Origin of the sequence: Pseudomonas sp. NFPP07 (assembly GCF_900115645.1) — a bacterium.
Taxonomy (GTDB): Bacteria; Pseudomonadota; Gammaproteobacteria; order Pseudomonadales; family Pseudomonadaceae; genus Aquipseudomonas; species Aquipseudomonas chlororaphis.
Genome location: NZ_FOXG01000012.1, coordinates 136,915 through 161,656, shown reverse-complemented (window position 1 = coordinate 161,656; position 24,742 = coordinate 136,915). Strand labels below are relative to the sequence as shown.

Genomic DNA, 24,742 nt, shown 5'->3' with positions numbered 1-24,742 from the left:
GGATGCCCCTGTAGCCGCTGCCGCAGGCTGCGATAAGGCCGAAGGCCTTCTGTGGTCTCAAGATCGTGCGCCCGCGTTGTCGGAATGCCGCCCAGATCGAACGCAGCCTGCGGCAGCGGCGACAGGTTCAGGGCAATCCGCGCGTCAGTTCGTCGGCACCAGCTGCAGAAACGCCTGGATCAAGCGCAACTCCCGGCGCCGCTCCAGGCAGCCGAGCATGTGCCGGTTCAACAGCCCCTCGCCGATGATCGGCACCGCCCGCACCCGCGGGTCGGGGCTCAGTTCCAGCGACGACACCACGCCCACCCCCAGCTGCGCCGCCACCGCCTCGGTCACCGCCTCGCGGCTGTCCAGCTCCAGCAGCACCTTGGGGTTGACCCCGGCCTGGGCACAGGCCTGGTCGAAGGTGCGGCGGGTAATCGAGCCCGGTTCGCGCAGGACCATGATCACCTGGTCCAGTCGCTCCAGCCGCACGCCCTCGGGTTCGGCCAGCCATGGATGGCCCTGCGGCACCAGCGCGCAAATCCGCGACTCGCCAAGGCTCTGCAGATACAGGCCCTTGCGCGGTTCGACCTCGGTCAGCACCGCCACATCGGCGTGCTCCGAAAGCAACGCCGCGAGGGTTTCCTGGGCATTGCCCAGGCGCAGGTTGACGGTAATCCCCGGATAGCGCTCGCGCAGGCTGGCGAGCATCGGCATCACCAAGTGCGGGCCGTCCGCCGCCACTTCCAGGCGCCCGGTGAGCAGTTGCCGGTTGGCTTCGAGCATGGCCTGGGCCTCTTCGGCCAGGCCGAACATGGCGCGGGTGATCGCTGCCAGCCTGATGCCCTCTTCCGTCAGCTCGACCCGGCGCGCGGTACGCCGCAGCAGGGTGATCTGGTAGTGCTCCTCCAGCGCCTTGATATGCCCGGTGACCGCCGGCTGGCTGATGAACAGCCGCGCCGCGGCCCGGGTGAAGCTGCCTTCACGGGCCACGGCATCGAATGCGCGCAGTTGGAACAGGTTCATATCTATCGGCCTCACTTATGGCTGGCATAACGACAAACAATTTGATTGATAACAAGCCAAACTGCAATTTAGGCCCCGTAGTTTTTATCCCAAGCGCATCCCACAGCGCTTCTGCGAGGACACCCGAATTGAGTACCGCCGCGCCCATCCTGCTCACTCCCGGCCCCCTGACCACCTCGGCCCGCACTCGCCAGGCGATGCTGGTGGACTGGGGTTCCTGGGATGAGCGTTTCAACCAGCTGACCGCCAGCCTCTGCCAACAGCTGCTGGCCATCGTCAACGGCGCCGCCAGCCACCACTGCGTACCGCTGCAAGGCAGCGGCACCTTCGCCGTGGAAGCCGCCATCGGCACTTTGGTGCCACGGGGCGGCAAGGTGCTGGTGCTGATCAACGGTGCCTACGGCAAGCGCCTGGCGAAGATCTGCGAAGTGCTGGGCCGCGACTTCAGCACCTTCGAAACCGCCGAGGACCAGCCGACCAGCGCCGCCGACGTCGATCGCCTGCTGCGAGCCGACGTCGCCATCACCCATGTGGCACTGATCCACTGCGAAACCAGCACCGGCATCCTCAACCCGCTGCCGGAGATCGCCCAGGTCGTGGCCGGGCATGGCAAGCGCCTGATCATCGACGCCATGAGCTCCTTCGGCGCCCTGCCGATCGATGCCCGGCACGTGCCGTTCGACGCGCTGATCGCCGCGTCCGGCAAATGCCTGGAAGGCGTCCCCGGCATGGGCTTCGTCTTCGCCCGCAAGGAAGCCCTGGCCGCGGCCGCCGGCAACTCGCACTCGCTGGCCATGGACCTGCACGACCAGCACGGCTACATGTTCAAGACCGGGCAATGGCGCTTCACGCCGCCGACCCATGTGGTCGCGGCGCTGCACGAAGCGCTGCTGCAATACCACGAAGAAGGCGGCCTGCCGGCGCGCCACCAGCGCTATGCCGCCAACTGCCAGGCGCTGCTCGACGGCATGGCGCGACTGGGCCTGCGCAGCTTCCTGCCGACGGCGATCCAGGCGCCGATCATCGTCACCTTCCACGCGCCGAAAGGTCCGCGCTACCAGTTCCAGGAGTTCTACGAACGGGTCAAGGCCAAGGGTTTCATCCTCTACCCCGGCAAGCTGACCCAGGTCGAAACTTTCCGCGTCGGCTGCATCGGCCATGTCGACCCGGCCGGGATGCGCGCCGCGGTCCAGGCCATCGCCGACGTGCTGCGGGAAATGCAAGTGCTGGATATCTGATTGCTACAACCACCACACGGCCTGTAGGAGCGAGCTTGCTCGCGATACAGACGGCGCGGCCCCCCAACTTTTTCGCGAGCACGCTCGCTCCTACACGGGTTTTCCAGACATGCATTACAACAACCCCAACCAGCTGCAAGCCGCCATCCTCGACTGGGCCGGCACCGTGGTCGACTTCGGCTCCTTCGCCCCGACCCAGATCTTCGTCGAAGCCTTCGCCGAGTTCGATGTGCAGGTCTCCATCGAAGAAGCCCGCGGCCCGATGGGCATGGGCAAGTGGGACCATATCCGCACCCTGTGCGACCTGCCGCAGGTTGCCGAGCGTTATCGCCAGGTGTTCGGCCGCACCCCGACCGATGAGGATGTCACCGCCATCTACCAGCGCTTCATGCCGCTGCAGATCGAAAAGATCGCCGAACATTCGGCGCTGATTCCCGGCGCCCTGGAGACCATCGCCAGCCTGCGCCAGCAAGGTATAAAGATCGGCTCCTGCTCCGGCTACCCGAAGCAGGTCATGGACAAGGTGGTGGAACTGGCCGCGACCCATGGCTACGTCGCCGACCATGTGGTAGCCACCGATGAAGTGCCGAACGGCCGCCCATGGCCGGCCCAGGCCCTGGCCAACGTGATCGCCCTGGGGATCGACGATGTCGCCGCCTGCGTAAAGATCGACGACACCGTGCCGGGCATTCTCGAAGGACGGCGCGCCGGCATGTGGACCGTGGCCCTGATCTGCTCCGGCAACGCCCTGGGGCTGACCTACGAAGGTTATCGCGCCCTGGGCAGCGACACCCTGGCCGGCGAGCGCCAGCGCATCCATGCGTTGTTCGAAGGTTCGCGCCCGCACTACATGATCGACACCATCAGCGACCTGCCGCGGGTGATTGTCGACATCAACCAGCGCCTGGCCAGCGGCGAGATGCCGCAAAGCAGCTGATCGGCCACTTGCCTCCCCCCAACGGCCGCCCGATCCGCGGCTGCCGTTTTTTTTCCGCTACCCGCTCAAACCGCGCATTTGCCCCGGGCAGAGCCTCGGAAACAGGATTACAGTTACCGCACTCCGTCGTTAAGAACGGAGACAACTGACCTGATGAACGAGGAAGGATCTATGCCCTGGAAGAACTCCGACAGCCGTTACAGTACGGTGTCGATTGCATTGCATTGGCTGATGCTGGTGTTGTTGATCGCGGTATACGCCTGCATCGAACTGCGCGGCATTTTCCCCAAGGGCAGCGGTGGCCGGACGCTGATCAAGGAAGCGCATTTCATGCTCGGCCTGACCGTGTTCGTGCTGGTCTGGCTGCGCCTGCTGGCCCGCAGCCTGGGGGTGGCGCCGAAGATCCTGCCCACACCGCCGAGCTGGCAGACGGTCCTGGCCAAGCTGATGCACTGGGCCCTGTACCTGTTCATGATCGCCATGCCGATCCTCGGCTGGCTGATCACCAGCGCCGAAGGCCATCAGGTGATGTTCTACGGCATCGACCTGCCGCTGCTGGTAGCTGAAGACAAACAGTTCGCCAAGCAGGTCGAAGGCTGGCACGTGCTGCTGGGCACCGTCGGCTACTGGCTGATCGGGCTGCATGCGGTGGCCGGGCTTTATCACCACTACTTTATGCGCGACAACACCCTGCAACGCATGCTGCCCAAGCGCGGCTAAGGCTGCGCCGGCGCGGCGAAACCCCGGCGGCCCTGCAGGCCGCCGGTATGGACGAAGACCAGGCGGCTGCCGGCGGCAAACCGCCCGGCCTCGACCTGTTGCTTGAGGGCCAGCAAGGCCTTGCCGGTGTACAGCGGCTCCAGGGGGATGCCGCTGTGCCGTTCGCTCTCCTCGATAAATTCCAGCAGCAGCGGGTCGACCTTGGCGAAACCGCCACGACTGCTGTCGAGCAGTTCATAGCCCGCAGCCTGCAGCCCCGCCTCCCGCACAATCGCCGCCACCTGTTGCGCGACGCCATGATCGTCCGGCACCGCCAGGGCGCCATACACGGGGTGGGCACCGGCTTCCCCCAACACCAGCCCGGCCAGGGTGGTGCCGGTGCCGGCGGCCAGCCACCAGCCGTGATAGTCGTCCCAACCCAGGGCATCCAGCTGGCTGCGCAGCTGCTTCACCAGCGGCATGCAGCCGGTTGCCCCAAGCAAGCCACCGCCGCCCTCCGCCACCGGGAACAGCCCGGGGTACTGCGCCTGCCAGGGCTGCCAGAACCCCGGCTCATGCCGCGCCCGGTAGCCGGCGTAACCGAGCCAGTGCAGCTGCATGCCGAAGCCTTGCAGGTCGAGCACGGTGGGCGTGTCCTGCGGATGGCCGCGCAGCAACCCCACGGTGGCGAAACCAAAACGTTTGCCGGCGGCCGCCAGCGCGTGCAGGTGATTGGAGTGCGCGCCGCCCAGGCTGATGATGCCCTCAGCGCCGGCTTGGCTCGCCGCCGCCAGATGCGGGGCGAGCTTGAACCACTTGTTGCCGGAGATCAGCGGGTCGATCTGGTCCAGGCGCAAGACCGCCACTTCCACCCCGGCACGGGACAACCAGTCGAGGGCCAGGGGTTGCAGGGGCGCGCTGGGCAGCCAGTCGAAGGAAGTAGGAAACGCCATGGATGGGGAGGTTTGGAAGGAGTGAGGCGGGAGTCTATCAGCAAAACCGCGGAGTCCCCGATAGCGGGTCCTGCGACCCCGATCGCAAGCTTCGCCAGCGGCTACACCCCTACTTCGTAGCCGCTGCCGCAGGCTGCGATCGGCCGCGCAGCGGACGCAACAAGGCCACCGCGATCCGGAATCGCAGTGGCCTTGATTACCGCTGGATCAGAGTTCGGCGGCCAGGCGCGAGCCCTGGTTGATCGCGCGCTTGGCGTCCAGCTCGGCGGCCACATCGGCGCCACCGATCAGGTGCACGTTCTGCCCGGCGGCCACCAGGCCTTCGTGCAGTTCACGCAGCGGGTCCTGGCCGGCGCAGATCACGATGTTGTCCACCGGCAAGACCTGCGGTTCGCCACTCTCGCCGATGCGGATGTGCAGGCCGGCGTCGTCGATCTTCAGGTATTCGACGCTGTTGAGCATCTGCACCTGCTTGTTCTTCAGGCCGGTGCGGTGGATCCAGCCGGTGGTCTTGCCCAGGCCGTCACCGACCTTGGAGGTCTTGCGCTGCAACAGGAACACCTGGCGCGCCGGGGCATGACGCTCGGGCTTGATGCCGGCGACGCCGCCACGGGCCTCCAGGTGCGTGTCGATGCCCCACTCCTTCCAGAACGCTTCACGGTCCTGGCTGGTGGCCACGCCCTGATGCACGAGGAATTCGGAAACGTCGAAGCCGATGCCGCCGGCCCCGATCACCGCCACTTTCTGGCCCACCGGCTTGCGCTGCAAGAGCACGTCCAGGTAGCTCAGGACCTTGGCGTTGTCGACACCCGGGATCGCTGGCGTGCGCGGGGCGATACCGGTGGCCAGGATGATTTCGTCATAGCCGCCGGCCACCAGTTGCTCGACATCGACCCGGCGGTTCAGGCACAGCTCGACATGGGTGGTCTGCAGCTTGCGCTTGAAGTAGCGCAGGGTTTCGAAGAACTCTTCCTTGCCCGGCACGCGCTTGGCGACATTGAACTGGCCGCCGATTTCGCTGGCCGAATCGAACAGCGTCACCTGGTGGCCGCGCTCGGCCGCCACGGTCGCGGCGGACAGCCCGGCAGGGCCGGCGCCGACCACGGCGATCTTCTTGATCTGCTGCACCGGCAAATAGTTGAGCTCGGTCTCGTGACAGGCCCGCGGGTTGACCAGGCAGCTGGTGAGCTTGCCACCGAAGGTGTGGTCCAGGCAGGCCTGGTTGCAGCCGATGCAGGTATTGATTTCGTCGCCACGCCCCGCGGCCGCCTTGTTGACGAACTCCGGGTCAGCGAGGAACGGCCGCGCCATGGAGACCATGTCGGCGTCGCCTTCGGCGAGGATCTGCTCGGCCACTTCAGGAGTGTTGATGCGGTTGGTGGTGATCAGCGGGATCGATACCGAACCGCGCAGCTTGGCCGTGACCTTGCTGAAGGCGGCACGCGGCACCTTGGTGGCGATGGTCGGGATCCGCGCTTCGTGCCAGCCGATCCCGGTGTTGATCAGGGTCGCGCCGGCCTGCTCGATGGCCTGGGCCAGTTGCACGATTTCTTCCCAGGTACTGCCGCCTTCCACCAGGTCGAGCATCGACAGGCGGAAGATGATGATGAAGTTCGGGCCTACCGCTTCGCGCACGCGGCGGACGATTTCCACCGGCAGGCGCATGCGGTTTTCGTAGCTGCCGCCCCAGCGGTCGGTCCGGTGGTTGGTGTGCGCGGCGAGGAACTGGTTAATGAAGTAGCCTTCGGAGCCCATGATCTCGACGCCGTCGTACTCGGCCTGCTGCGCCAGGGTCGAGCAGGTGACGAAGTCGCGGATCTGTTTCTCGATGCCTTCTTCGTCCAGCTCCTTGGGCTTGAACGGGTTGATCGGCGCCTGGATCGCGCTCGGCGCCACCTGCTTCGGGCTGTAGGCATAACGTCCGGCGTGGAGGATCTGCATGCAGATCTTGCCGCCCGCCTCGTGGACCGCGCGGGTGACGATGCGGTGCTTGAGCGCCTCTTCCTCGGTGGTCAGCTTGGCCGCGCCGGAGTACACGCCGCCTTCGTCGTTGGGGCCAATGCCGCCAGTCACCATCAGGCCAACGCCGCCGCGGGCGCGCTCGGCGAAGTAGGCGGCCATGCGCTCGAAACCACCGGTTTTTTCTTCCAGGCCGGTGTGCATCGAACCCATCAGGGTACGGTTGCGCAGGGTGGTAAAGCCCAGGTCCAGCGGGGCCAGCAAATGCGGGTAGTGAGCGGCGGCCATCGGTAACTCCACATCGAACAATCACGGAAAAAATGCGGAAGCTCTGCGGCCTCCGTCGGTCATGTTCGACAGACTAAGAGCAGCCCCCGAGGCGCTCAATGACCGTAACTGACAACTTATTGATCCAAATGCGCAGCCCGGCCTTGGCAATCGCGGACATGGGCCCTACCCTAGTCAGCGAATCCCGCACACGGCTGCCGACTGTCTTCCCATGCGCAAACTTCTTTATTTCACCTTCACCCTGGCCCTGATTGCCGCCCTGACCAGCTACACACTGTGGACCCGCGAGCGACCGATCGGCCATTACCTGTCCGATCTGCGTATCCAGCTCGCGGTGGACCAGGGCACCCCCGCCGACCATGGCAATCTGCTGGGCATCCAGCCCGAACTGTTCCCCACCGACTACCAGAGTCCCGAGCGCCTGCACCGCAAGCTCGCGGCCTACCTGCAGCAGGCCCGGGACCAGGGGCTGCTGAACGAAAAGACCGTGGTGGTGCTGCCGGAGCACATCGGCACCTGGCTGATGGTCAGCGGCGAGAAAAACGAGCTGTACCAGGCCGCCAGCCTGAAAGAGGCGATGAACTGGCTGGCGGTGAGCAACCCACTGCCCTTCCTGCGCGCCCTGATCACCGCCAAGGGTGACAATCGCCTGGACGACGCGCACCTGCGGATGAAGGCCAGGAGCATGGCCGATCAATACCAGCGGCTGTTCGGCGGCCTGGCCAAGGAATTTGGCATCACCCTGGTGGCCGGCTCCATTGTCCTGCCCGAGCCGGTGATCGAAGGCAGCAACCTGCGCATCGGCAGCGGCGCGCTGTACAACACCACCCTGGTCTTCGGCAGCGACGGCCTGCCGATCGGCCAGCCGCAACGCCAGCTGTACCCGACCTTCGACGAACGCGGTTTTATCCAGGCCAGCGCCGACCAGGCTGTCCAGGTGGTCGACACCCCGGCCGGCCGCCTGGGCGTGCTGATCGGCAGCGACAGCTGGTACCCGGACAACTACCGCAAGCTCAACGCCCAGGGCGCGCAACTGGTGGCGGTCCCGGCCTTCGTCATGGGCCGCGGCGCCTGGGACCGGCCGTGGCGCGGCTACAAGAACCTCTCGACCCCGAGCGAGGTCAGCCTCAAGCCGGAAGAAGTCAGCGAAGGCGAGGCCTGGCGTCGCCTGACCCTGACCAGTCGCGTGCCCAGCAGCCTGGCCAGCGCCGGTGTCAGCGTGTTTCTGCGCGGCCAGTTCTGGGATCAGGGCAGCGCCGGACAAAGCTTCATCAACAGCAACGGCGAGCACTTCGCCGATGGCGATGCCCGTGGCGCGCGTTTGCTGAATATCTGGTTGTAAATCCATGAAGCCCCAGCCGATGCGCCTCGGAGACCTGTCGGTGGGCTTCGTCCATAGCCTGGCCGACGCGGTGCGCAGCCATGGCCTCGACCCGCAGCCGCTGCTGGAACAATACGGACTGGATGCCGCGCGCCTGGCCGAGGCCGGGGCGCGGCTGTCGATTCCCCGTTACATGCGCCTGGGCCATGCGGCGATTCAACTGACCGGCGATCCGGCGCTGGGGCTGCGCATGGGCCAGCTCAGCCGCCTGAGCCAGGCCGGGCTGGCGGGCGTCACCGCCGCCCAGGCGCCGACCGTGCGTGAAGCCGCACGCTGCCTGACCCGCTTCGAGGCCCTGTATGGCTCGAACTATCGCGGCCAGTCGAGCTTCCACGAAGACGCCGACGGCGCCTGGCTGCGCTTCTACTCCATCAGCCCCTATAACGCCTACAACCGCTTTGTGGTGGATTCGATCCTGGCCGGCTGGCTCCAGCAACTGGGCAGCCTCGACTTACCGGTCAAGGCCGAACGCATCGAGATCGAGTTTGCCCAGACCGATTACCGCGAACGCTACACCAGCCTGGGGGATTGCCCGATCCAGTTCGGCGCCGAGCACAATCAGCTGCGCCTGAGCCAGGCCACCCTGGCCCAGCGCAATGTCGAGCACTGCCCCAGCACCTGGCGCCATCTGCTGCAACTGTGTGAACGGGAACTGGAGCAACTGACCCGCACCCGCAGCCTGCGTGAACGCATCACTCAGTTGCTGGGGCCTTTGCTCAATGGTGGCCGGGAACCCGACCTGGAAGAAGTGGCGGCACGCCTGAAGCTGCCAACCTGGACCTTGCGCCGCAAACTGGCCGAGGAAGGCACGCAGTTTCGCGCCATTCTCAACGACACCCGCCGCGACCTGGCCATGACCTACATTCGCGATACCGAACTGGCCTTCGGGGAAATTGCCTATCTGTTGGGGTTTGCCTCAGCCGAGGCCTTTCAACGCGCCTTCAAGCGCTGGAGCGGCCAGACACCGGGTGAATTTCGTCGCAGCCACCGGCAGTCCGCCTGAAAAAAAACGCCACCGGCGTTACAGCTCGGTGGCGTCTTCTGCGGGTTCCAGCGGGTCCAGTTCGAAAGCCTGGAATTCCAGCAGTTCTTCTTGGTAATCGTCCATGGCGGACTCCTTTGTGTGGGGTGTAGGTAATCTGCTCGCTGAGTAGTCTTCTTACTGACTTAGCCGTCAGCATAAAGTGCCGGTATGACAGAAAAAATACCGTGCGCAATCTGCGTCCATCAAATGGAACGTAGCAGCTGGCAACGGATTTACCCGCGAGCTGGCAAAGAAATGTTCAGAGAGGCTCGGCAACCGCGGGATCGACACCTGGGTCGATCTCGCAGCTATCCGCAGATGCTTACTGTGGCAGCGCCGGAATCGGCTCTGTCGGCGCCGGCAAGGTGCTGGCGGGAGGCGGGGTAACGATCTCGGTGGGCGGCGTCGGCTCGGCAGGTGCGCCCGGCGCAATGGGCGCCGCTTCCGCCGGTGGTGCCAGCGGTTGCGAGAGGTTCGATTCGGCTGGCGCTACGGACGGAATGGCCGGGGCCGGCTCGGCGGCCGGTGCAACAGGCGCCGGTTGGGGCGTCACTGGCGCCGGGGCCGGCGCTGCGGCAGGCTCGGCGGGCTTGGGTTCGGGCACGCCCAGATCGGTCTTGGGTTTCTCGATGATGTGCGCGGCCTTTTTCGCTTCCTGCGGCAGGAACAGCTCCACCAGGGCGAAATAACGCTCATAGAACTTCGCCGAGGAAACCGTCTCGCTGGCGACCTTGACCATCGAGTCGTCGGTCGAGCCGATCGGCATCGATACCGAGCCCAGCACACCCACCCCCAGGCTTGCCGAGTTGTTGACCTTCTTCAGGGCATAACGGTCTTGCAGGGCGTTGGCGAACACCGTGGAACGGTGGCCGGTGTTGCCATCCTGGGCGCACACCACGCTGAAGCTGATCTCCATGTGGGTTTCGCCGGTCTGCTGGAAGCTCTTGTGACCACTGACCAGCTTCGGATCGCTGCTGGTGATGATATAGCCCTGGCTGAGCAAGGCGCGACGGGCGGCCTCGCAGGACGCCGTCTCATTCACCGGGTAATTGCGCGAAAAAGTGCCGGAGTCATCGAAGTTTTCATGCTCGTAAATGGCGGTCTTCTGCGACGAACAACCGGCGACGGCCGCCAGCAGCAGCGTCAACCCGGCAGCACGCAGGTGAAATGATCTATGCATCGAAAATCCTGAGGAAAACGGTCCGGGGCGTATTGTGCAACAGTTCGAGGCCACAGGGCGCGCGGATTAGTGTCTTAAAAATTAATACAAGGTTACTGACCACGGTTTGCCGGAAAAAGTCGCGCACACAGATGATCGATGAACACCCGCAGCTTGGCGGCGGTGTGCCGGCTCGCAGGCCAGAGCAGCCAGAAGGTGCCGCTGTGTTCCAGATGCTCATCGAGCACCTGCTGCAACTCGCCCCGTGCAACCGCCTCACGCACCATGAAATCGGGCAGGCAGGCGATCCCCAGCCCACTGCGCACGGCGTGGTCCACCGCTTCGATAGAGGTACTGACAAAACGCGTCGGCAACAGCGGCTCCGGGGCATCGACCGCTCGTCGCAGCGGCCAATGCTCGAATTTGCCGGTGTTATGGAAGGTATGCCGCAAGCACCCGTGGTTAGCCAGGTCCGCGGGGGCCTGCGGAACGCCCCGCTCGCGAAAGTACCCAGGCGTGCCCACCAGCACCAGGCGGAACTGGCCCAGCGACCGGGCCACCAGCCGCGAGTCGCCGGGGCTGCCGGTCCGTATCACGGCATCGAAGCCCTCCTCCACGACATCCACTATGCGGTCCGTCAGCTCGATATCCAGTTCGATCTGCGGATAACGCTGCATGAACTCCACCAATACCGGCATCACCAGGCCGTGAACCTGCGGCAGGCTGACTCGCAACTTGCCCCGCGGGGCATTGGAAGACTTGCACAGATCGAATTCGGCCGCCTCGGCCTCGGCGACAATTCTGCGGCAGCGCTCGAGAAAACTCGCGCCTTCGGCGGTCAGGGTGATGCTGCGGGTACTGCGATGGAACAGCCGGGTCTCCAGGCGCTCCTCGAGCCGCGCGATGCTCTTGCCGACAGCCGACGAGGATACCCCCAACAACCGCCCCGCCTCGGTGAAACTGCGGGTTTTCGCCACATGCAGGAAGACCGAGATATTGCTCAACCAGTCCATCGCCGACCTCACCATTACGGACACAGATGTCCGATAAGTTCGGAACCTTAGCCTATTTTTCTCTTTACCACAGCGCCCTACCCTCAGCCTCCCTACTTCCTGAAACCTGTAGCGAGCCTGACACCATGACCAAACCTCTTGCCACCGCCGACCTGCTGGACATCGAGTCCAGGCGTCGCGACCGACTTCCACTGGGTGGCCTGCTGGCGCTGGCGACCGCCGGCTTCATCACCATTCTTACCGAGGCCATGCCCGCGGGCCTGCTGCCGCAGATGAGCCAGGACCTGGCGGTGTCCCCGGCGCTGGTCGGCCAACTGGTCACCCTGTACGCCATTGGCTCACTGCTGGCGGCGATCCCGTTGGTGATCCTCACCCAGGGCTGGCGCCGCCGCCCCTTGCTGATGATCGCGATCGGCGGCTTTGCCCTGGTCAACAGTGTCACCGCGATCTCCACCAACTACAGCCTGACCCTGGTCGCCCGCTTGTTCGCCGGGGTATTTGCCGGGCTGCTCTGGGCCCTGCTGGCCGGCTACGCAAGCCGCATGGTCGCACCGCACCTGCAGGGGCGAGCCATCGCCGTGGCCATGCTTGGCGCACCATTGGCACTGTCCCTGGGGATCCCCGCGGGCACACTGCTCGGCACGCTGGTGGGCTGGCGGGTGAGCTTTGCGCTGATGACTCTGCTGACGCTGTTGTTGCTCGGCTGGGTGCGCTGGCAGGTGCCGGACTTTCCCGGCCAGCGCGCCGACAAACGCTTGCCGCTCACGGGCGTGTTCGCCTTGCCCGGGGTCAAGCCAGTGTTGTTCGTGACCTTCGCTTATGTCCTGGGCCACAACATCCTGTACACCTATATCGCACCGTTTCTGGAGCCGGCCGGCATCGGCGGGCAAATTGACCGGGTACTGCTGACGTTCGGCCTGACCGCACTGCTGAGCATCTGGATCGTCGGCCTACTGATCGATCGCTGGTTGCGTCAACTGGTACTGGTCAGTTGCGTCCTGTTCGCTCTTTCGGCGCTGCTGCTGGCGTTCCAGGCCGATACGCCGATGGCGGTCTATGCCTCGATAGCCCTCTGGGGATTGTCGTTCGGAGGCCTGGCCACGTTGCTGCAAACCGCGCTGGCCAAGGCTGCCGGGAACGCTGCCGATGCCGCACAGTCGATGCTGGTGACCGCCTGGAACCTGGCGATCGCCGGGGGCGGGCTGGTGGGTGGCGTGCTGCTGGAAGGCCCGGGCGTATTGTCGTTTCCCTGGGTGATCATCGGCCTGTTGCTGGCTTGCCTGCTGGTGGCCGTGAACGCCCGACGCCATGGGTTTCCCGCCATACGCTGAAAACAAAAACCCCGGCGCGTTGGCCAGGGTCCCTGTTTGTTACTTCAGTCGGGCATCAGAAGCGCTTGATGTCAGCCTGGTTTTCCAACTGCTTGCGGTACGCGGCGAAGTCTTGCTGACCCACACGCGACGCGAGGAAGCGACGGTACTGGGCCTTCTCTTCATCGGTTGGTGCAGCGGCTTCGTTCACACCACTCAGTTGCAAGACCACCAGGCTGCCGTTCGGCAGCGTCACGCTGCTGAAGGTCGGCTTGTCCTTGGCCGCTGGCTTGGCCATGCGGAACAGGGTCTGCAGCACGATCGGCTCGACGCCTTCCTGGCCACGGGTCACCGCTTCGGAAACCTTCCAGCTCTGACCGTCGACAGGCGCCTTCAGCGCGGTCTTGCCTTCACGCAAGCTGGTGATCAAGGCATCGGCCTTGGCCTTGGCGGCAGCACTGGCGTGCTCCTTGGCCAATTGCGTGCGGATGCTGCTGGCGACGCTTTCCAACGGCAGCTGCTCTGGCTTGCGGTGCTCTTTGGCGCGCAGGACCACTACCGTTTCCGGGTCCAGCTCGATAGCGGTGCTATTGGCACCCTCATCCAGCACTTCAGGGCTGAAAGCAGCCTGAATCACGGCGCGGTTGGCGGCGATGCCCTCGCCCCCTTCACGCCCGAACGGTGCGGAAGTGTGCACGGTCAGTTTCAGCTCTTGAGCCGGCTGGGCCAGGTCCGAGGCTTCGAACGAGGAGTCTTCCAGCTGCTTGGTCGCCTCGACAAAACGTTGCTCGACCTGCTGGGTTTTCAGCTCGCGGGTCAGCTTGTCTTTCAGGCTGGCGAAACTTGGCACTTCAGGTGCCTCGACGCCCAGCAGCTTGATCAGGTGGAAACCGAAACCGGTGCGTACCGGTGCCGATACCTGGTCCTTGTTCAAGGCGTACAGCGCTTCCTCGAAGGCCGGGTCATAGACGCCAGGGCCGGCATAACCGAGGTCACCACCGTTGTTCGCCGAACCCGGATCCTGGGAGAACTCCTTGGCCAGCGCCTCGAAGCTTTCGCCCTTGGCCAGACGCGCCTGGATCTCTTCGATCTTGGCCTTGGCCTGCGCTTCGTTCACCTTGTCGTTCACTTCGATCAGGATGTGCGCGGCACGACGCTGCTCGGACAGGTTGGCGGTTTCTTTCTGATACAGCGCCTGCAGGTCTTCGTCCTTGACGCTGACCTGATCGAAGAAGGAAGCCTTCTTCAACTCCAGATAGTCGATAACCACCTGGTCCGGCGACATGAATTCCTTGGCGTGTTCGTCGTAGTAAGCCTTGACCTCATCGTCGGTCAGCTTGACTGCCGCGGGGTCGGCCTTGATGGTCAGGGAAGCGTAATCGCGGGTCTGCTTTTCCAGACGAGCGAATGCCAGCACCTGTGCATCGGTCACGAAACCGCTGCCAGCCAGACCAGCGCGTACCTGGCCGATCAGCATTTCCTGAGCCAGCATCTGACGGAACTGCATCCGGCTATAACCCAGCTGACGGATCACCTGGTCGAAACGCTCAGGGCTGAACTTGCCGTCCACCAGGAATTCCGGCGTTTGCAGGATCACCTGATCCAGAGCAGCGTCAGAGAACGCGAACTTGGAGTTTTCCGCGCCTTGCAGCAGCAGCTTGCGGTCGATCAGACCTTTGAGAGCGGCTTCACGCAGCAGCTTCTCGTCGAGCAAGGAAGCGTCGAAATCCTTGCCCAGTTGTTGCATGAGCTGACGGCGTTGCATATCAACCGCCTGGCTCAACTCATTCTGGGTGATTTCTTCGCCATTGACCTTGGCCGCGTCCTGACTGGTGGAAGTGGCTTGAAAAATGGCATCGAAACCGGTCAGCGCCATCAGTGCGACGATGACCCCGATAATGGTCTTGGCAATCCAGCCTTGTGAATTGTCCCTGATATTCTGCAGCATGCGTCCCCCAGAAACGGTTGTACTTCAAATTAAGCAACCGTGGAGCGTGGGTAGAGTCCGGATAGAAGAAAGGCGCATCCGAGGATGCGCCTTTCTCGTAACTGGCGGAGCGGACAGGGGTTCGAACCTTCGATCCCCGATGTGACAAACCGGATTTCTAACCGGCTGCCCTACCGCTCCGCTGCCAGGTCGGGAAAGACCCCGACCCGGGTAGGCAAAGGCTTGAAGGAGGCTTAGTTAACGGCTTCTTTCAGTGCTTTACCGGCTTTGAAACCTGGTTTTTTGGCTGCAGCGATTTCCAGCGTCTTACCGGTCTGTGGGTTACGACCAATGCGAGCAGGACGATCGGTAACAGAGAAAGTACCGAAACCAACCAGTACAACGGAGTCGCCAGCCTTAAGAGCGCCAGTGACGGATTCGATTACTGCATCCAGCGCACGGCCAGCAGCAGCTTTCGGGATATCAGCAGATGCAGCGATAGCATCAATCAGTTCCGACTTGTTCACTCTAAGTCCCCTTATATATCTATTTGAGTATGATTCTAAGTTTTTTGGTGAAAGCAAAAACCAGTGCTGAATGGCCTACAGACACTTAAGAGCCGCTTTATAACAAGGGCTCTAAAAAGCTGTCAAGGAAGCCCCCCAGGCTAATGCGTACTAATGCGTGCTAATTCTTTCCTTAGAGTCAGACTCGCGTTTTTCATCCTTTGCAACTATCTCGGGAGCCACATCCGGCAAGGGCTCCGGCGCGTATTGCAGCGCAATTTGGAGGACTTCGTCAATCCATTTAACTGGCTTAATTTGCAGATCCTGCTTGATATTGTCAGGAATTTCCTTCAAATCGCGCACATTCTCTTCTGGAATGATGACGGTCTTGATTCCACCACGATGTGCTGCAAGAAGTTTCTCTTTCAAACCACCGATAGCCAACACCTGACCACGCAGGGTGATTTCCCCGGTCATGGCCACATCAGCCCGCACCGGAATACCGGTCAGCGCAGAAACCAGGGCCGTGCACATGCCTACACCAGCGCTAGGGCCGTCTTTCGGGGTCGCCCCTTCCGGCATATGGATATGGGTGTCGCGCTTCTCGTGGAAGTCCAGGGGGATTCCCAGGCTCTTCGCACGGCTGCGCACCACCGTCAGTGCCGCGGTGATCGATTCGACCATCACGTCGCCCAGCGAACCAGTCTTGATCAACTGACCTTTGCCAGGTACCACGGCGGCTTCGATGGTCAGTAGCTCACCACCGACCTGGGTCCAGGCCAGGCCCGTTACCTGACCGATCTGATCCTGTTGCTCGGCCAGGCCGTAGCGGAATTTGCGCACGCCGAGGAAGTGCTCCAGCAGGTCGGAAGTGACCTTCACCGAGAAGCGTTTTTCCAGCGCATGCTCCTTCACCGCCTTGCGGCAAACCTTGGCGATCTGGCGTTCCAGCCCACGTACACCGGCTTCGCGGGTGTAGTAGCGGATGATGTCGCGAATGGCTTCTTCGTCGAACTCCAGCTCGCCTTTCTTCAGGCCGTTGGCCTGGATCTGCTTCGGCGACAGGTATTTGACCGCGATGTTGATCTTCTCGTCCTCGGTGTAACCCGGCAGACGAATCACCTCCATCCGGTCCAGCAACGCTGGCGGAATATTCATCGAGTTGGAGGTGCAAAGGAACATCACATCGGAGAGGTCGTAATCGACTTCCAGATAGTGGTCGTTGAAGTTGTGGTTCTGCTCGGGATCGAGCACTTCGAGCAATGCCGAAGCCGGATCGCCGCGCATGTCGCTGCCCATCTTGTCGATTTCATCGAGCAGGAACAGCGGGTTGCGAACGCCCACTTTTGTCATCTTTTGAATCAATCTTCCCGGCATCGAACCAATATAGGTACGACGATGGCCGCGAATTTCCGCTTCATCGCGCACGCCGCCAAGGGCCATGCGTACGAATTTACGGTTAGTGGCGTGAGCAATCGACTCTGCCAGGGAGGTTTTACCGACCCCTGGAGGCCCGACCAGGCACAGTACCGGACCACGAATCTTCTTCACACGCTTTTGCACAGCGAGGTATTCGAGAATCCGCTCTTTGACTTCTTCCAGGCCATAGTGATCGGCATCGAGGATATCTTCGGCACGCGCCAGGTCCAGGCGAACCTTGCTTTGGGCCTTCCACGGCACCTGAACCAGCCAGTCGATGTACGAACGCACCACTGTGGCTTCAGCCGACATCGGCGACATCTGCTTGAGCTTGTTCAGCTCGGCCTGGGCCTTGGCCAGGGCATCCTTTGGCAAGCCGGCGGCGTCGATGCGCTTTTTCAGCTCTTCGACTTCGTTATGACCTTCGTCACCGTCACCCAGCTCTTTCTGAATGGCCTTCATCTGCTCATTCAGGTAGTACTCGCGCTGGCTACGCTCCATTTGCTTCTTCACGCGACCGCGAATGCGCTTCTCGACCTGCAACAGATCGATTTCCGCATCCAGCAACGCCAGCACGTGTTCGACACGCGCCGACAGGTCGATAATTTCGAGAATTTCCTGCTTCTGCTCGATCTTCAGCGCCATATGGGCGGCCATGGTGTCTACCAGGCGGCTCGGCTCATCGATGCTGTTGAGGGACGACAGCACTTCGGCGGGGACCTTCTTGCCCAACTGCACGTACTGCTCGAACTGGGACAGCAGGCTACGGACAAAGACTTCCGACTCGCGCTCAGGTGCGTCCACCTCATCGATCAGGGAGACTTCGGCACGGCAATGGCCGTCCACTTCGCTGAAACGCTCCACAGCGCCCCGCTGCTCGCCCTCGACCAGTACTTTGACAGTGCCGTCGGGCAACTTGAGCAATTGCAGAACAGTGGCAATGGTACCTACGCGATAGAGTGCATCTTCACCGGGATCATCATCAGCAGGATTTTTCTGAGCCAACAGAAGAATCTGCTTGTCGCCCGTCATCGCAGCCTCGAGGGCTTCGATAGACTTCTCGCGCCCCACGAACAGCGGGATAACCATGTGCGGATAAACCACGACATCACGCAATGGCAGGAGAGGCAATTCGATGGTTGTCTTCATGATTTCGCCTCTACGGCGGCCATAAGGCCGTAAACAGATGGAAGTAAGCTTGAAACCAAGATGGGGGCTGCCTCGAAAAAAAACAAGCTCAAAGACAGTACTTTAAAGGCAGTAAAAGCAAAGGGGCCCGAAGGCCCCTTCTATCAAACCAGCAGTCCGGCGCTTAGGCGTCCGGGGCTGCCTTGGCAGTCGGCTCACTGTTTTCATAGATATACAGTGGCTTGGACTTACCTTCTATAACGCTTTCGTCGATCACTACTTTACTCACCTCGGACTGCGAGGGGATCTCATACATAGTGTCGAGCAACACGCCTTCGAGAATCGAACGCAATCCGCGAGCACCGGTCTTGCGCTCAAGCGCACGCTTGGCGACCGACTTGAGGGCATCGGTACGGAACTCCAGATCGACGCCTTCCATCTCGAACAGCTTGGCATACTGCTTGGTCAAGGCGTTCTTCGGCTCGGTGAGGATCTGGATCAGCGCTGCTTCATCCAACTCGTCCAGCGTTGCCAGAACCGGCAGACGACCCACGAACTCCGGAATCAGGCCGAACTTGACCAGATCGTCCGGTTCGACTTCACGCAGGGATTCGCCGACCTTCTTGCCCTCTTCCTTGCTGCGTACTTCGGCATTGAAGCCGATGCCGCCGCGAGTCGAACGGTTCTGAATAACCTTTTCCAGCCCCGAGAACGCACCACCGCAAATGAACAGGATGTTGCGCGTATCGACCTGCAGGAACTCTTGCTGCGGATGCTTGCGACCACCTTGAGGTGGAACGGAAGCCACAGTACCTTCGATCAGTTTCAACAGGGCCTGCTGAACGCCTTCACCCGAAACGTCACGGGTAATCGAAGGGTTGTCAGACTTGCGGGAAATCTTGTCGATTTCATCGATATAGACGATGCCCATTTGAGCTTTCTCTACATCGTAATCGCACTTCTGCAGCAGTTTCTGAATGATATTCTCGACGTCCTCACCCACATAACCGGCTTCGGTCAGGGTGGTGGCGTCGGCAATGGTGAACGGTACATTCAACAGGCGCGCCAGGGTCTCTGCCAGCAGAGTCTTGCCCGAACCTGTAGGGCCGATCAGCAAGATGTTGCTCTTGCCCAGTTCGACCTCGTCATTCTTCTTGTCACGCTGGTTGAGGCGCTTGTAGTGGTTGTATACCGCTACTGCCAGAACCTTTTTCGCACGTTCCTGACCAATCACATACTGATCAAGGATGCCGCTGATTTCTTTAGGCGAAGGCAATTTATGCGCGCTGCTTTCGGCCTGTGCTTCCTGCACCTCCTCACGGATGATGTCATTGCACAGGTCGACGCACTCGTCGCAGATAAAGACCGAGGGGCCGGCAATCAATTTGCGTACTTCATGCTGGCTTTTGCCACAGAAGGAGCAATAAAGCAGTTTGCCGTTGTCCTCGCCGTTGCGGGTGTCAGTCATTCGATCGATCCAAATCCGATAGGCTTGCAACACAAGATGAAGGCAATTGCGGGCTTTTTCAAGCCCACAGGTGGCCGGTTAAACCAACCACCTACATTTGAGTTGCTTAGGCAGGCATTTGACGCTTGGTGATCACAGAGTCAATCAGGCCGTATTCAGCCGCACGCTCTGCGCTCATGAAGTTGTCGCGCTCGGTGTCGCGCTCGATGGTCTCGAGGCTCTGACCGGTGTGATGAGCCAGCAGCGAGTTCAGACGCGAACGGATGTGCAGGATTTCCTTGGCATGGATGTCGATATCCGACGCCTGGCCCTGGAAACCGCCCAATGGCTGGTGAATCATCATCCGCGAGTTAGGCAGGCAATGACGCTTGCCCGCTGCGCCACCGGCGAGCAGGAAGGCCCCCATGCTGCAGGCCTGGCCGATGCAGATGGTGGAAACGTCCGGCTTGATGAATTGCATGGTGTCGTAGATCGACATGCCTGCAGTCACCGAACCGCCTGGCGAGTTGATGTAGAGATGGATGTCCTTGTCCGGGTTTTCCGCTTCAAGGAAGAGCAATTGTGCCGCGACCAGGTTGGCCATGTAGTCTTCTACCGGGCCAATCAGGAAGATCACCCGCTCCTTGAGGAGGCGCGAGTAGATGTCATAGGCGCGTTCGCCACGGGCGGACTGCTCGATAACCATCGGGACCAGGCCGCCTGCGGCCTGGATGTCAGAGCTCTGCTGATAATAAGAATTGCGGGACATGTCCTGCAGTCACTCCCAAATAGTCATGTCTTGAATACGCATAAGCCAGCGCGAAGGCTGGCTTATGGTGTGTATTTTCGAACGAGTAAAAAATCAGTCGGCTTGTGGTGCTTCTACCGGCTTGACCGCTTCTTCGTAAGAGACCGATTTGTCGGTCACGCTAGCTTTCTGCAGAACAGTATCCACAACTTGTTCTTCCAGCACAACCGAACGGACTTCGTTCAGTTGCTGCTCGTTCTTGTAGTACCAGGACACGACCTGCTCTGGCTCTTGGTAAGCAGAAGCCATTTCCTGAATCAGCTCGCGCACGCGGGCTTCGTCAGGCTTGAGGTCGAACTGCTTGACCACTTCGGCCACGATCAGGCCCAGTACAACGCGACGCTTGGCCTGTTCTTCGAACAGCTCGGCCGGCAGTTGATCAGGCTTGATGTTGCCACCGAACTGTTGAACGGCCTGAACGCGCAGACGGTTCACTTCGTTGTCCAGCAGAGCCTTAGGCACTTCGATCGGGTTGGCAGCCAGCAGGCCGTCCATTACCTGGTTCTTGACCTTGGACTTGATGGCCTGACGCAGTTCGCGCTCCATGTTCTTGCGAACTTCGGCGCGGAAACCTTCCAGACCGGCTTCTTTGATACCAAATTGAGCGAAGAACTCTTCGGTCAGCTCTGGCAGCTTAGGCTCGGAAACGGTGTTGACGGTGACAGTGAACTCGGCGGCTTTGTTAGCCAGGTCCAGGTTCTGGTAGTTCTCTGGGAAAGTCAGGTTCAGAACACGCTCTTCACCCGCTTTGGCGCCGACCAGGCCTTCTTCGAAGCCTGGGATCATGCGGCCGGAACCCAGCACCAGCTGAGTGCCCTTGGCGGAACCGCCAGCGAACACTTCACCGTCGACCTTGCCGACGAAATCGATGTTCAGTTGGTCTTCGTTCTGAGCGGCGCGGTCGGCCACTTCGAAGCGAATGTTCTGCTTGCGCAGGATTTCCAGCATGTTGTCCAGATCGGCATCAGCCACGTCAGCGCTCAGGCGCTCAACGGCGATGGACTCGAAACCGGCAACGGTGAACTCAGGGAACACTTCGAACGTTGCAACGTATTCCAGATCCTTGCCCTTCTCCAGAACCTTTGGCTCAACCGAAGGAGCGCCAGCCGGGTTCAGCTTCTGCTCGACAACAGCTTCGTAGAAGGAAGCCTGGATCACATCGCCCACAGCTTCTTGACGCGCATCAGCTTCATAACGCTGACGGATCACGCTCATTGGGACTTTGCCAGGACGGAAGCCTGGAATCTTGGCCTTTTGGGCAGTCTGCTGCAGACGCTTGTTGACCTGTGTCTCGATGCGCTCAGCCGGCACGGTGATGCTCATGCGGCGCTCAAGAGCAGAAGTATTTTCAACAGAAACTTGCATGGATATTCCTCGTTGCACAGACGTTAGCCGGCCGTTTCCGACCCCAGAATCAAGGGCATGCATTCTAGTGGGTCAAACTCAAGAAGTCACCCTACTGAAAACGGGTAAAAAAACAGCTGGCGATTTAAAGGCGGGGACCAACGGTTGAGCCGCGCCCTGAGAGCAAATACAGCGAATCAAACCAGGGCCTCTGCACCCATGCTTCTATATATAGAAGGAATGGCACGTCACACCCCTGATGATCGGACCAAACCACAGCCCGACCGGTAAACCTTCAGCATTCCAGCGACAAAAGGACGAGTATTTCGTCGCCTCCCCGGCCCACTACCTGCAACCCGCTGGAAATACAGACTTCTGAAACGAAAACGGCGCAGCCCTTTTCAGGTGCTGCGCCGTTTTCTGCTATATAAATAGCTACTTAATTGGTGCGGACGAAGAGACTCGAACTCTTACACCTTGCGGCGCTGGAACCTAAATCCAGTGTGTCTACCAATTCCACCACGTCCGCGTATCAAGCTTTTAAAGCAAAGGCGCCAGACTATTAATCTGGCGCCTTTCGGAATATGGGGTGGACGATGGGGATCGAACCCACGACAACAGGAGTCACAATCCTGTGCTCTACCAACTGAGCTACGCCCACCATATTGCGTTGTTGCGTTACTTGTGCCAAAGCTGCCTAATGGCGCACCCGGCAGGACTCGAACCTGCGACCATCCGCTTAGAAGGCGGATGCTCTATCCAGCTGAGCTACGGGCGCCTTATTAATCTGTATTCTTTAATGATTACAAACTAAGTGCTTTCAGTCGTTACGAGTTAAACATCAACTCTGCCCGACCTTCTTAACCAGTGCTAGGCTGTGCCCGACAAGTGCGACGAATGTTATAGACGAGCCGTTAGGTCGTCAACTCTTTTTTGAAAAAAATTCATTTAATTAAAGGAGTTAGGGGAATTTGCAGACCAAGCGCCTTTGCCCTCACGTCCTGGCATGCGAGAATGCGTTCTCTTTTTCTCTCCCTCTCGATGGTTAATCACGCGTCATGACTGCACAACTAATCGACGGCAAAGCGATCGCCGCTAGCCTGCGCCAGCAGATCGCCAAACGTGTCGCCGAGCGTCGCCAGCAAGGCCTGCGTACTCCAGGTCTCGCGGTGATCCTGGTCGGCAGCGACCCGGCCTCTCAGGTTTATGTCTCGCACAAGCGTAAAGACTGCGAAGAGGTCGGCTTTCTTTCACAAGCCTATGACTTACCTTCTGACACCACTCAAGAAGCACTGGCCGGCCTGATCGACCGCCTCAACGATGACCCGAACATCGATGGCGTCCTGCTGCAACTGCCACTGCCCGAACACCTCGATGCCTCCAAGCTGCTGGAGCGCATCCGCCCGGATAAAGACGTGGATGGTTTCCATCCTTATAACGTCGGTCGCCTGGCCCAACGTATCCCTCTGCTACGCCCATGCACGCCGAAAGGCATCATGACCCTGCTGGAAAGCACCGGTGCCGATCTGTACGGCATGGATGCGGTAGTGGTCGGTGCTTCCAACATCGTCGGGCGCCCGATGGCGATGGAGCTGCTGCTCGCCGGCTGCACCGTTACCGTTACCCACCGCTTCACCAAGGATCTGGCCGGCCACGTCGGGCGTGCCGACCTGGTGGTCGTGGCCGCCGGCAAGCCGGGCCTGGTCAAGGGTGAGTGGATCAAGGAAGGCGCCATCGTCATCGACGTCGGCATCAACCGCCAGGAAGACGGCAAGCTGGTGGGCGACGTGGTCTACGAGACCGCCCTGCCCCGCGCCGGCTGGATCACCCCGGTACCGGGCGGTGTTGGCCCGATGACTCGCGCCTGCCTGCTGGAAAACACGTTGTATGCGGCAGAAACGCTGCACGACTGACGCAGGGAAATAGCCCGGATAAAAGAACCCCGCCACTGGCGGGGTTCTTTGTTTCTGCTCGCCGAAAACCTGAAGCGGGTAGCCCCCGCTTGCAGTGACGATCAACTCACCAGAAAGGAGGGAACCGAACTGATACAAAACTGATACAGGATGAAATTTAATTTACCTGAAGCCCTTTACCTACGGGCGTGTAGCTCTTTCCTGGCACATACTCATAAAATGTAACGTTTTTCTGAAAGCAGCCCGTTGCAGAACGGCATATCCACTTCATGAGTCCGCCCGCGTGAAAATCCGTCTTTCTATCCTGAGCCTATTTTTTGCATTTACAGGCACCTTTATCACGCAGAGCGCCGTCGCTCGCGAAACCACCGAAGCGCCGCGCGACCCTTCCCAACTGCACATTGCCTCCGGCAGCGCCATGCTGCTGGACCTGCAGACCAACAAGGTCATCTACTCCAGCAATCCCGACGTGGTCGTGCCCATCGCGTCGGTAACCAAGCTGATGACCGGTCTGATCGTACTCGACGCCAAACAACCACTGGATGAGTACATTTCCGTGGACATCAGCAACACCCCGGAAATGAAAGGCGTGTTTTCCCGGGTCAAGCTCAAGAGCGAACTCCCGCGCAAGGAGATGCTACTGATCGCCCTGATGTCGTCGGAAAACCGTGCCGCCGCCAGCCTCGCCCACCACTACCCGGGCGGGTACGCAGCCTTTATTGCCGCCATGAACGCCAAGGCCAAGGCACTGGGCATGACCAGCACGCACTATGTCGAGCCGACCGGCCTGTCGGTCCATAACGTGTCCACCGCCCGCGACCTGAGCAAACTGTTGCTGGCGGCGCGCAAATACCCGCTGCTGAGCGAGCTGAGCACCACCAAGGAAAAGACCGTGGCGTTCCGCAAACCCAACTACACCCTGGGCTTTCGCAACACCGATCACCTGGTCAACAGGGCCAACTGGGACATCAAACTGACCAAGACCGGCTTTACCGATGAAGCAGGCCACTGCCTGGTACTGGTGACCAGCATGAGCAACCGCCCGGTCGCCCTGGTGATTCTCGACGCCTTTGGCAAGTACACGCACTTCGCCGATGCCAGCCGTATCCGCCAGTGGCTGGAAACAGGTAAAAGCGGCTCGGTACCGAATGCCGCCTTGAGCTACAAGGCCGGCAAAAACCTGAAAAGCCGTCAGAGCGGCGTCGCCCAGACTGCCGAATAGAAGCTGGCAGACACAAAAAAGGCCGCGGATCTGTCGATCGCGGCCCTTTCAAAGACGGC

General features: G+C 61.1%; 19 protein-coding genes and 3 tRNA genes. 8 read left to right on the top strand and 14 right to left on the bottom strand.

Annotated features, from left to right (window positions below; genetic code table 11):
* Nucleotides 1–144: 144 nt before the first annotated feature.
* Nucleotides 145–1,008 (bottom strand): LysR substrate-binding domain-containing protein, encoded by an 864-nt coding sequence (locus BM019_RS27590; RefSeq protein WP_092421866.1) that lies wholly within the window; start codon nucleotides 1,006–1,008, stop codon nucleotides 145–147.
* Between the two features lie 128 nt (nucleotides 1,009–1,136).
* Between BM019_RS27590 and BM019_RS27585 the strand changes: the two genes are divergently transcribed.
* The 3 genes from BM019_RS27585 (at nucleotide 1,137) to BM019_RS27575 (ending at nucleotide 3,903) form a co-directional block, all read left to right on the top strand.
* Nucleotides 1,137–2,246 (top strand): 2-aminoethylphosphonate--pyruvate transaminase, encoded by a 1,110-nt coding sequence (locus BM019_RS27585; protein WP_092421863.1) that lies wholly within the window; start codon nucleotides 1,137–1,139, stop codon nucleotides 2,244–2,246.
* Nucleotides 2,247–2,355: 109 nt separating this feature from the next.
* Entirely contained in the window at nucleotides 2,356–3,183 is an 828-nt protein-coding gene (gene phnX, locus BM019_RS27580; protein ID WP_092421860.1) for a phosphonoacetaldehyde hydrolase, read from the top strand.
* 171 nt (nucleotides 3,184–3,354) lie between these two features.
* Complete coding sequence (locus BM019_RS27575) at nucleotides 3,355–3,903, top strand: cytochrome b (protein WP_009044643.1); 549 nt, start codon at nucleotides 3,355–3,357, stop codon at nucleotides 3,901–3,903.
* Here the strand turns inward: BM019_RS27575 and BM019_RS27570 are convergent.
* Nucleotides 3,900–4,835 (bottom strand): 1-aminocyclopropane-1-carboxylate deaminase/D-cysteine desulfhydrase, encoded by a 936-nt coding sequence (locus BM019_RS27570; RefSeq protein WP_092421857.1) that lies wholly within the window; start codon nucleotides 4,833–4,835, stop codon nucleotides 3,900–3,902. The genes BM019_RS27575 and BM019_RS27570 overlap by 4 nt on opposite strands.
* A gap of 207 nt (nucleotides 4,836–5,042) precedes the next feature.
* Nucleotides 5,043–7,082 carry an NADPH-dependent 2,4-dienoyl-CoA reductase gene (locus BM019_RS27565; RefSeq protein ID WP_092421854.1) on the bottom strand — a complete coding sequence of 680 codons (2,040 nt, stop codon included), beginning with the start codon at nucleotides 7,080–7,082 and terminating at the stop codon, nucleotides 5,043–5,045.
* 211 nt (nucleotides 7,083–7,293) lie between these two features.
* Here BM019_RS27565 and BM019_RS27560 point away from each other — a divergent pair, with 211 nt between their 5' ends.
* Complete coding sequence (locus BM019_RS27560; protein ID WP_092421851.1) at nucleotides 7,294–8,424, top strand: carbon-nitrogen hydrolase family protein; 1,131 nt, start codon at nucleotides 7,294–7,296, stop codon at nucleotides 8,422–8,424.
* A gap of 4 nt (nucleotides 8,425–8,428) precedes the next feature.
* Nucleotides 8,429–9,466 (top strand): AraC family transcriptional regulator, encoded by a 1,038-nt coding sequence (locus BM019_RS27555; RefSeq protein ID WP_092421848.1) that lies wholly within the window; start codon nucleotides 8,429–8,431, stop codon nucleotides 9,464–9,466.
* Between the two features lie 343 nt (nucleotides 9,467–9,809).
* Here the strand turns inward: BM019_RS27555 and BM019_RS27550 are convergent, their stop codons facing one another.
* Nucleotides 9,810–10,667: a DUF2242 domain-containing protein gene (locus BM019_RS27550; protein ID WP_092421845.1), complete on the bottom strand. Its 858-nt coding sequence runs from the start codon at nucleotides 10,665–10,667 to the stop codon at nucleotides 9,810–9,812.
* A gap of 92 nt (nucleotides 10,668–10,759) precedes the next feature.
* The gene (locus tag BM019_RS27545; RefSeq protein WP_053261889.1) at nucleotides 10,760–11,659 is read right to left on the bottom strand and encodes a LysR family transcriptional regulator; all 900 of its coding nucleotides are present in this window, start codon (nucleotides 11,657–11,659) and stop codon (nucleotides 10,760–10,762) included.
* 125 nt (nucleotides 11,660–11,784) lie between these two features.
* Between BM019_RS27545 and BM019_RS27540 the strand changes: the two genes are divergently transcribed.
* Entirely contained in the window at nucleotides 11,785–12,990 is a 1,206-nt protein-coding gene (locus BM019_RS27540) for an MFS transporter (RefSeq protein ID WP_092421842.1), read from the top strand.
* Between the two features lie 55 nt (nucleotides 12,991–13,045).
* On the opposite strand, the gene BM019_RS27535 is transcribed toward BM019_RS27540, so the two are convergent.
* From BM019_RS27535 to BM019_RS27490, 9 genes are all read right to left on the bottom strand, one after another.
* Nucleotides 13,046–14,917 carry a SurA N-terminal domain-containing protein gene (locus tag BM019_RS27535; RefSeq protein WP_085534054.1) on the bottom strand — a complete coding sequence of 624 codons (1,872 nt, stop codon included), beginning with the start codon at nucleotides 14,915–14,917 and terminating at the stop codon, nucleotides 13,046–13,048.
* A 233-nt stretch (nucleotides 14,918–15,150) separates the two neighbouring features.
* A complete protein-coding gene (locus BM019_RS27525) occupies nucleotides 15,151–15,480 on the bottom strand; it encodes an HU family DNA-binding protein (protein ID WP_020296819.1) in 330 nt (109 codons plus the stop codon).
* Between the two features lie 93 nt (nucleotides 15,481–15,573).
* The gene (lon, locus tag BM019_RS27520) at nucleotides 15,574–17,970 is read right to left on the bottom strand and encodes an endopeptidase La (protein WP_009044652.1); all 2,397 of its coding nucleotides are present in this window, start codon (nucleotides 17,968–17,970) and stop codon (nucleotides 15,574–15,576) included.
* A gap of 163 nt (nucleotides 17,971–18,133) precedes the next feature.
* A complete protein-coding gene (gene clpX / locus BM019_RS27515; protein WP_007927204.1) occupies nucleotides 18,134–19,417 on the bottom strand; it encodes an ATP-dependent Clp protease ATP-binding subunit ClpX in 1,284 nt (427 codons plus the stop codon).
* A gap of 106 nt (nucleotides 19,418–19,523) precedes the next feature.
* On the bottom strand, nucleotides 19,524–20,165 hold the full coding sequence (gene clpP / locus BM019_RS27510) for an ATP-dependent Clp endopeptidase proteolytic subunit ClpP (protein WP_007927205.1): 642 nt from the start codon (nucleotides 20,163–20,165) through the stop codon (nucleotides 19,524–19,526).
* Nucleotides 20,166–20,258: 93 nt separating this feature from the next.
* The gene (gene tig / locus BM019_RS27505; RefSeq protein ID WP_009044653.1) at nucleotides 20,259–21,569 is read right to left on the bottom strand and encodes a trigger factor; all 1,311 of its coding nucleotides are present in this window, start codon (nucleotides 21,567–21,569) and stop codon (nucleotides 20,259–20,261) included.
* A gap of 423 nt (nucleotides 21,570–21,992) precedes the next feature.
* Nucleotides 21,993–22,077 (bottom strand) — tRNA-Leu (locus BM019_RS27500).
* A 56-nt stretch (nucleotides 22,078–22,133) separates the two neighbouring features.
* Nucleotides 22,134–22,209: transfer RNA gene (locus BM019_RS27495), tRNA-His, on the bottom strand.
* A gap of 40 nt (nucleotides 22,210–22,249) precedes the next feature.
* Nucleotides 22,250–22,326, bottom strand: a tRNA-Arg gene (locus BM019_RS27490).
* A 280-nt stretch (nucleotides 22,327–22,606) separates the two neighbouring features.
* On the opposite strand from BM019_RS27490, the gene folD reads away from it, so the two are divergent.
* Nucleotides 22,607–23,461: a bifunctional methylenetetrahydrofolate dehydrogenase/methenyltetrahydrofolate cyclohydrolase FolD gene (gene folD / locus BM019_RS27485; RefSeq protein WP_007927213.1), complete on the top strand. Its 855-nt coding sequence runs from the start codon at nucleotides 22,607–22,609 to the stop codon at nucleotides 23,459–23,461.
* A 283-nt stretch (nucleotides 23,462–23,744) separates the two neighbouring features.
* Complete coding sequence (pbpG, locus tag BM019_RS27480) at nucleotides 23,745–24,683, top strand: D-alanyl-D-alanine endopeptidase (RefSeq protein WP_009044654.1); 939 nt, start codon at nucleotides 23,745–23,747, stop codon at nucleotides 24,681–24,683.
* Nucleotides 24,684–24,742: the final 59 nt, after the last annotated feature.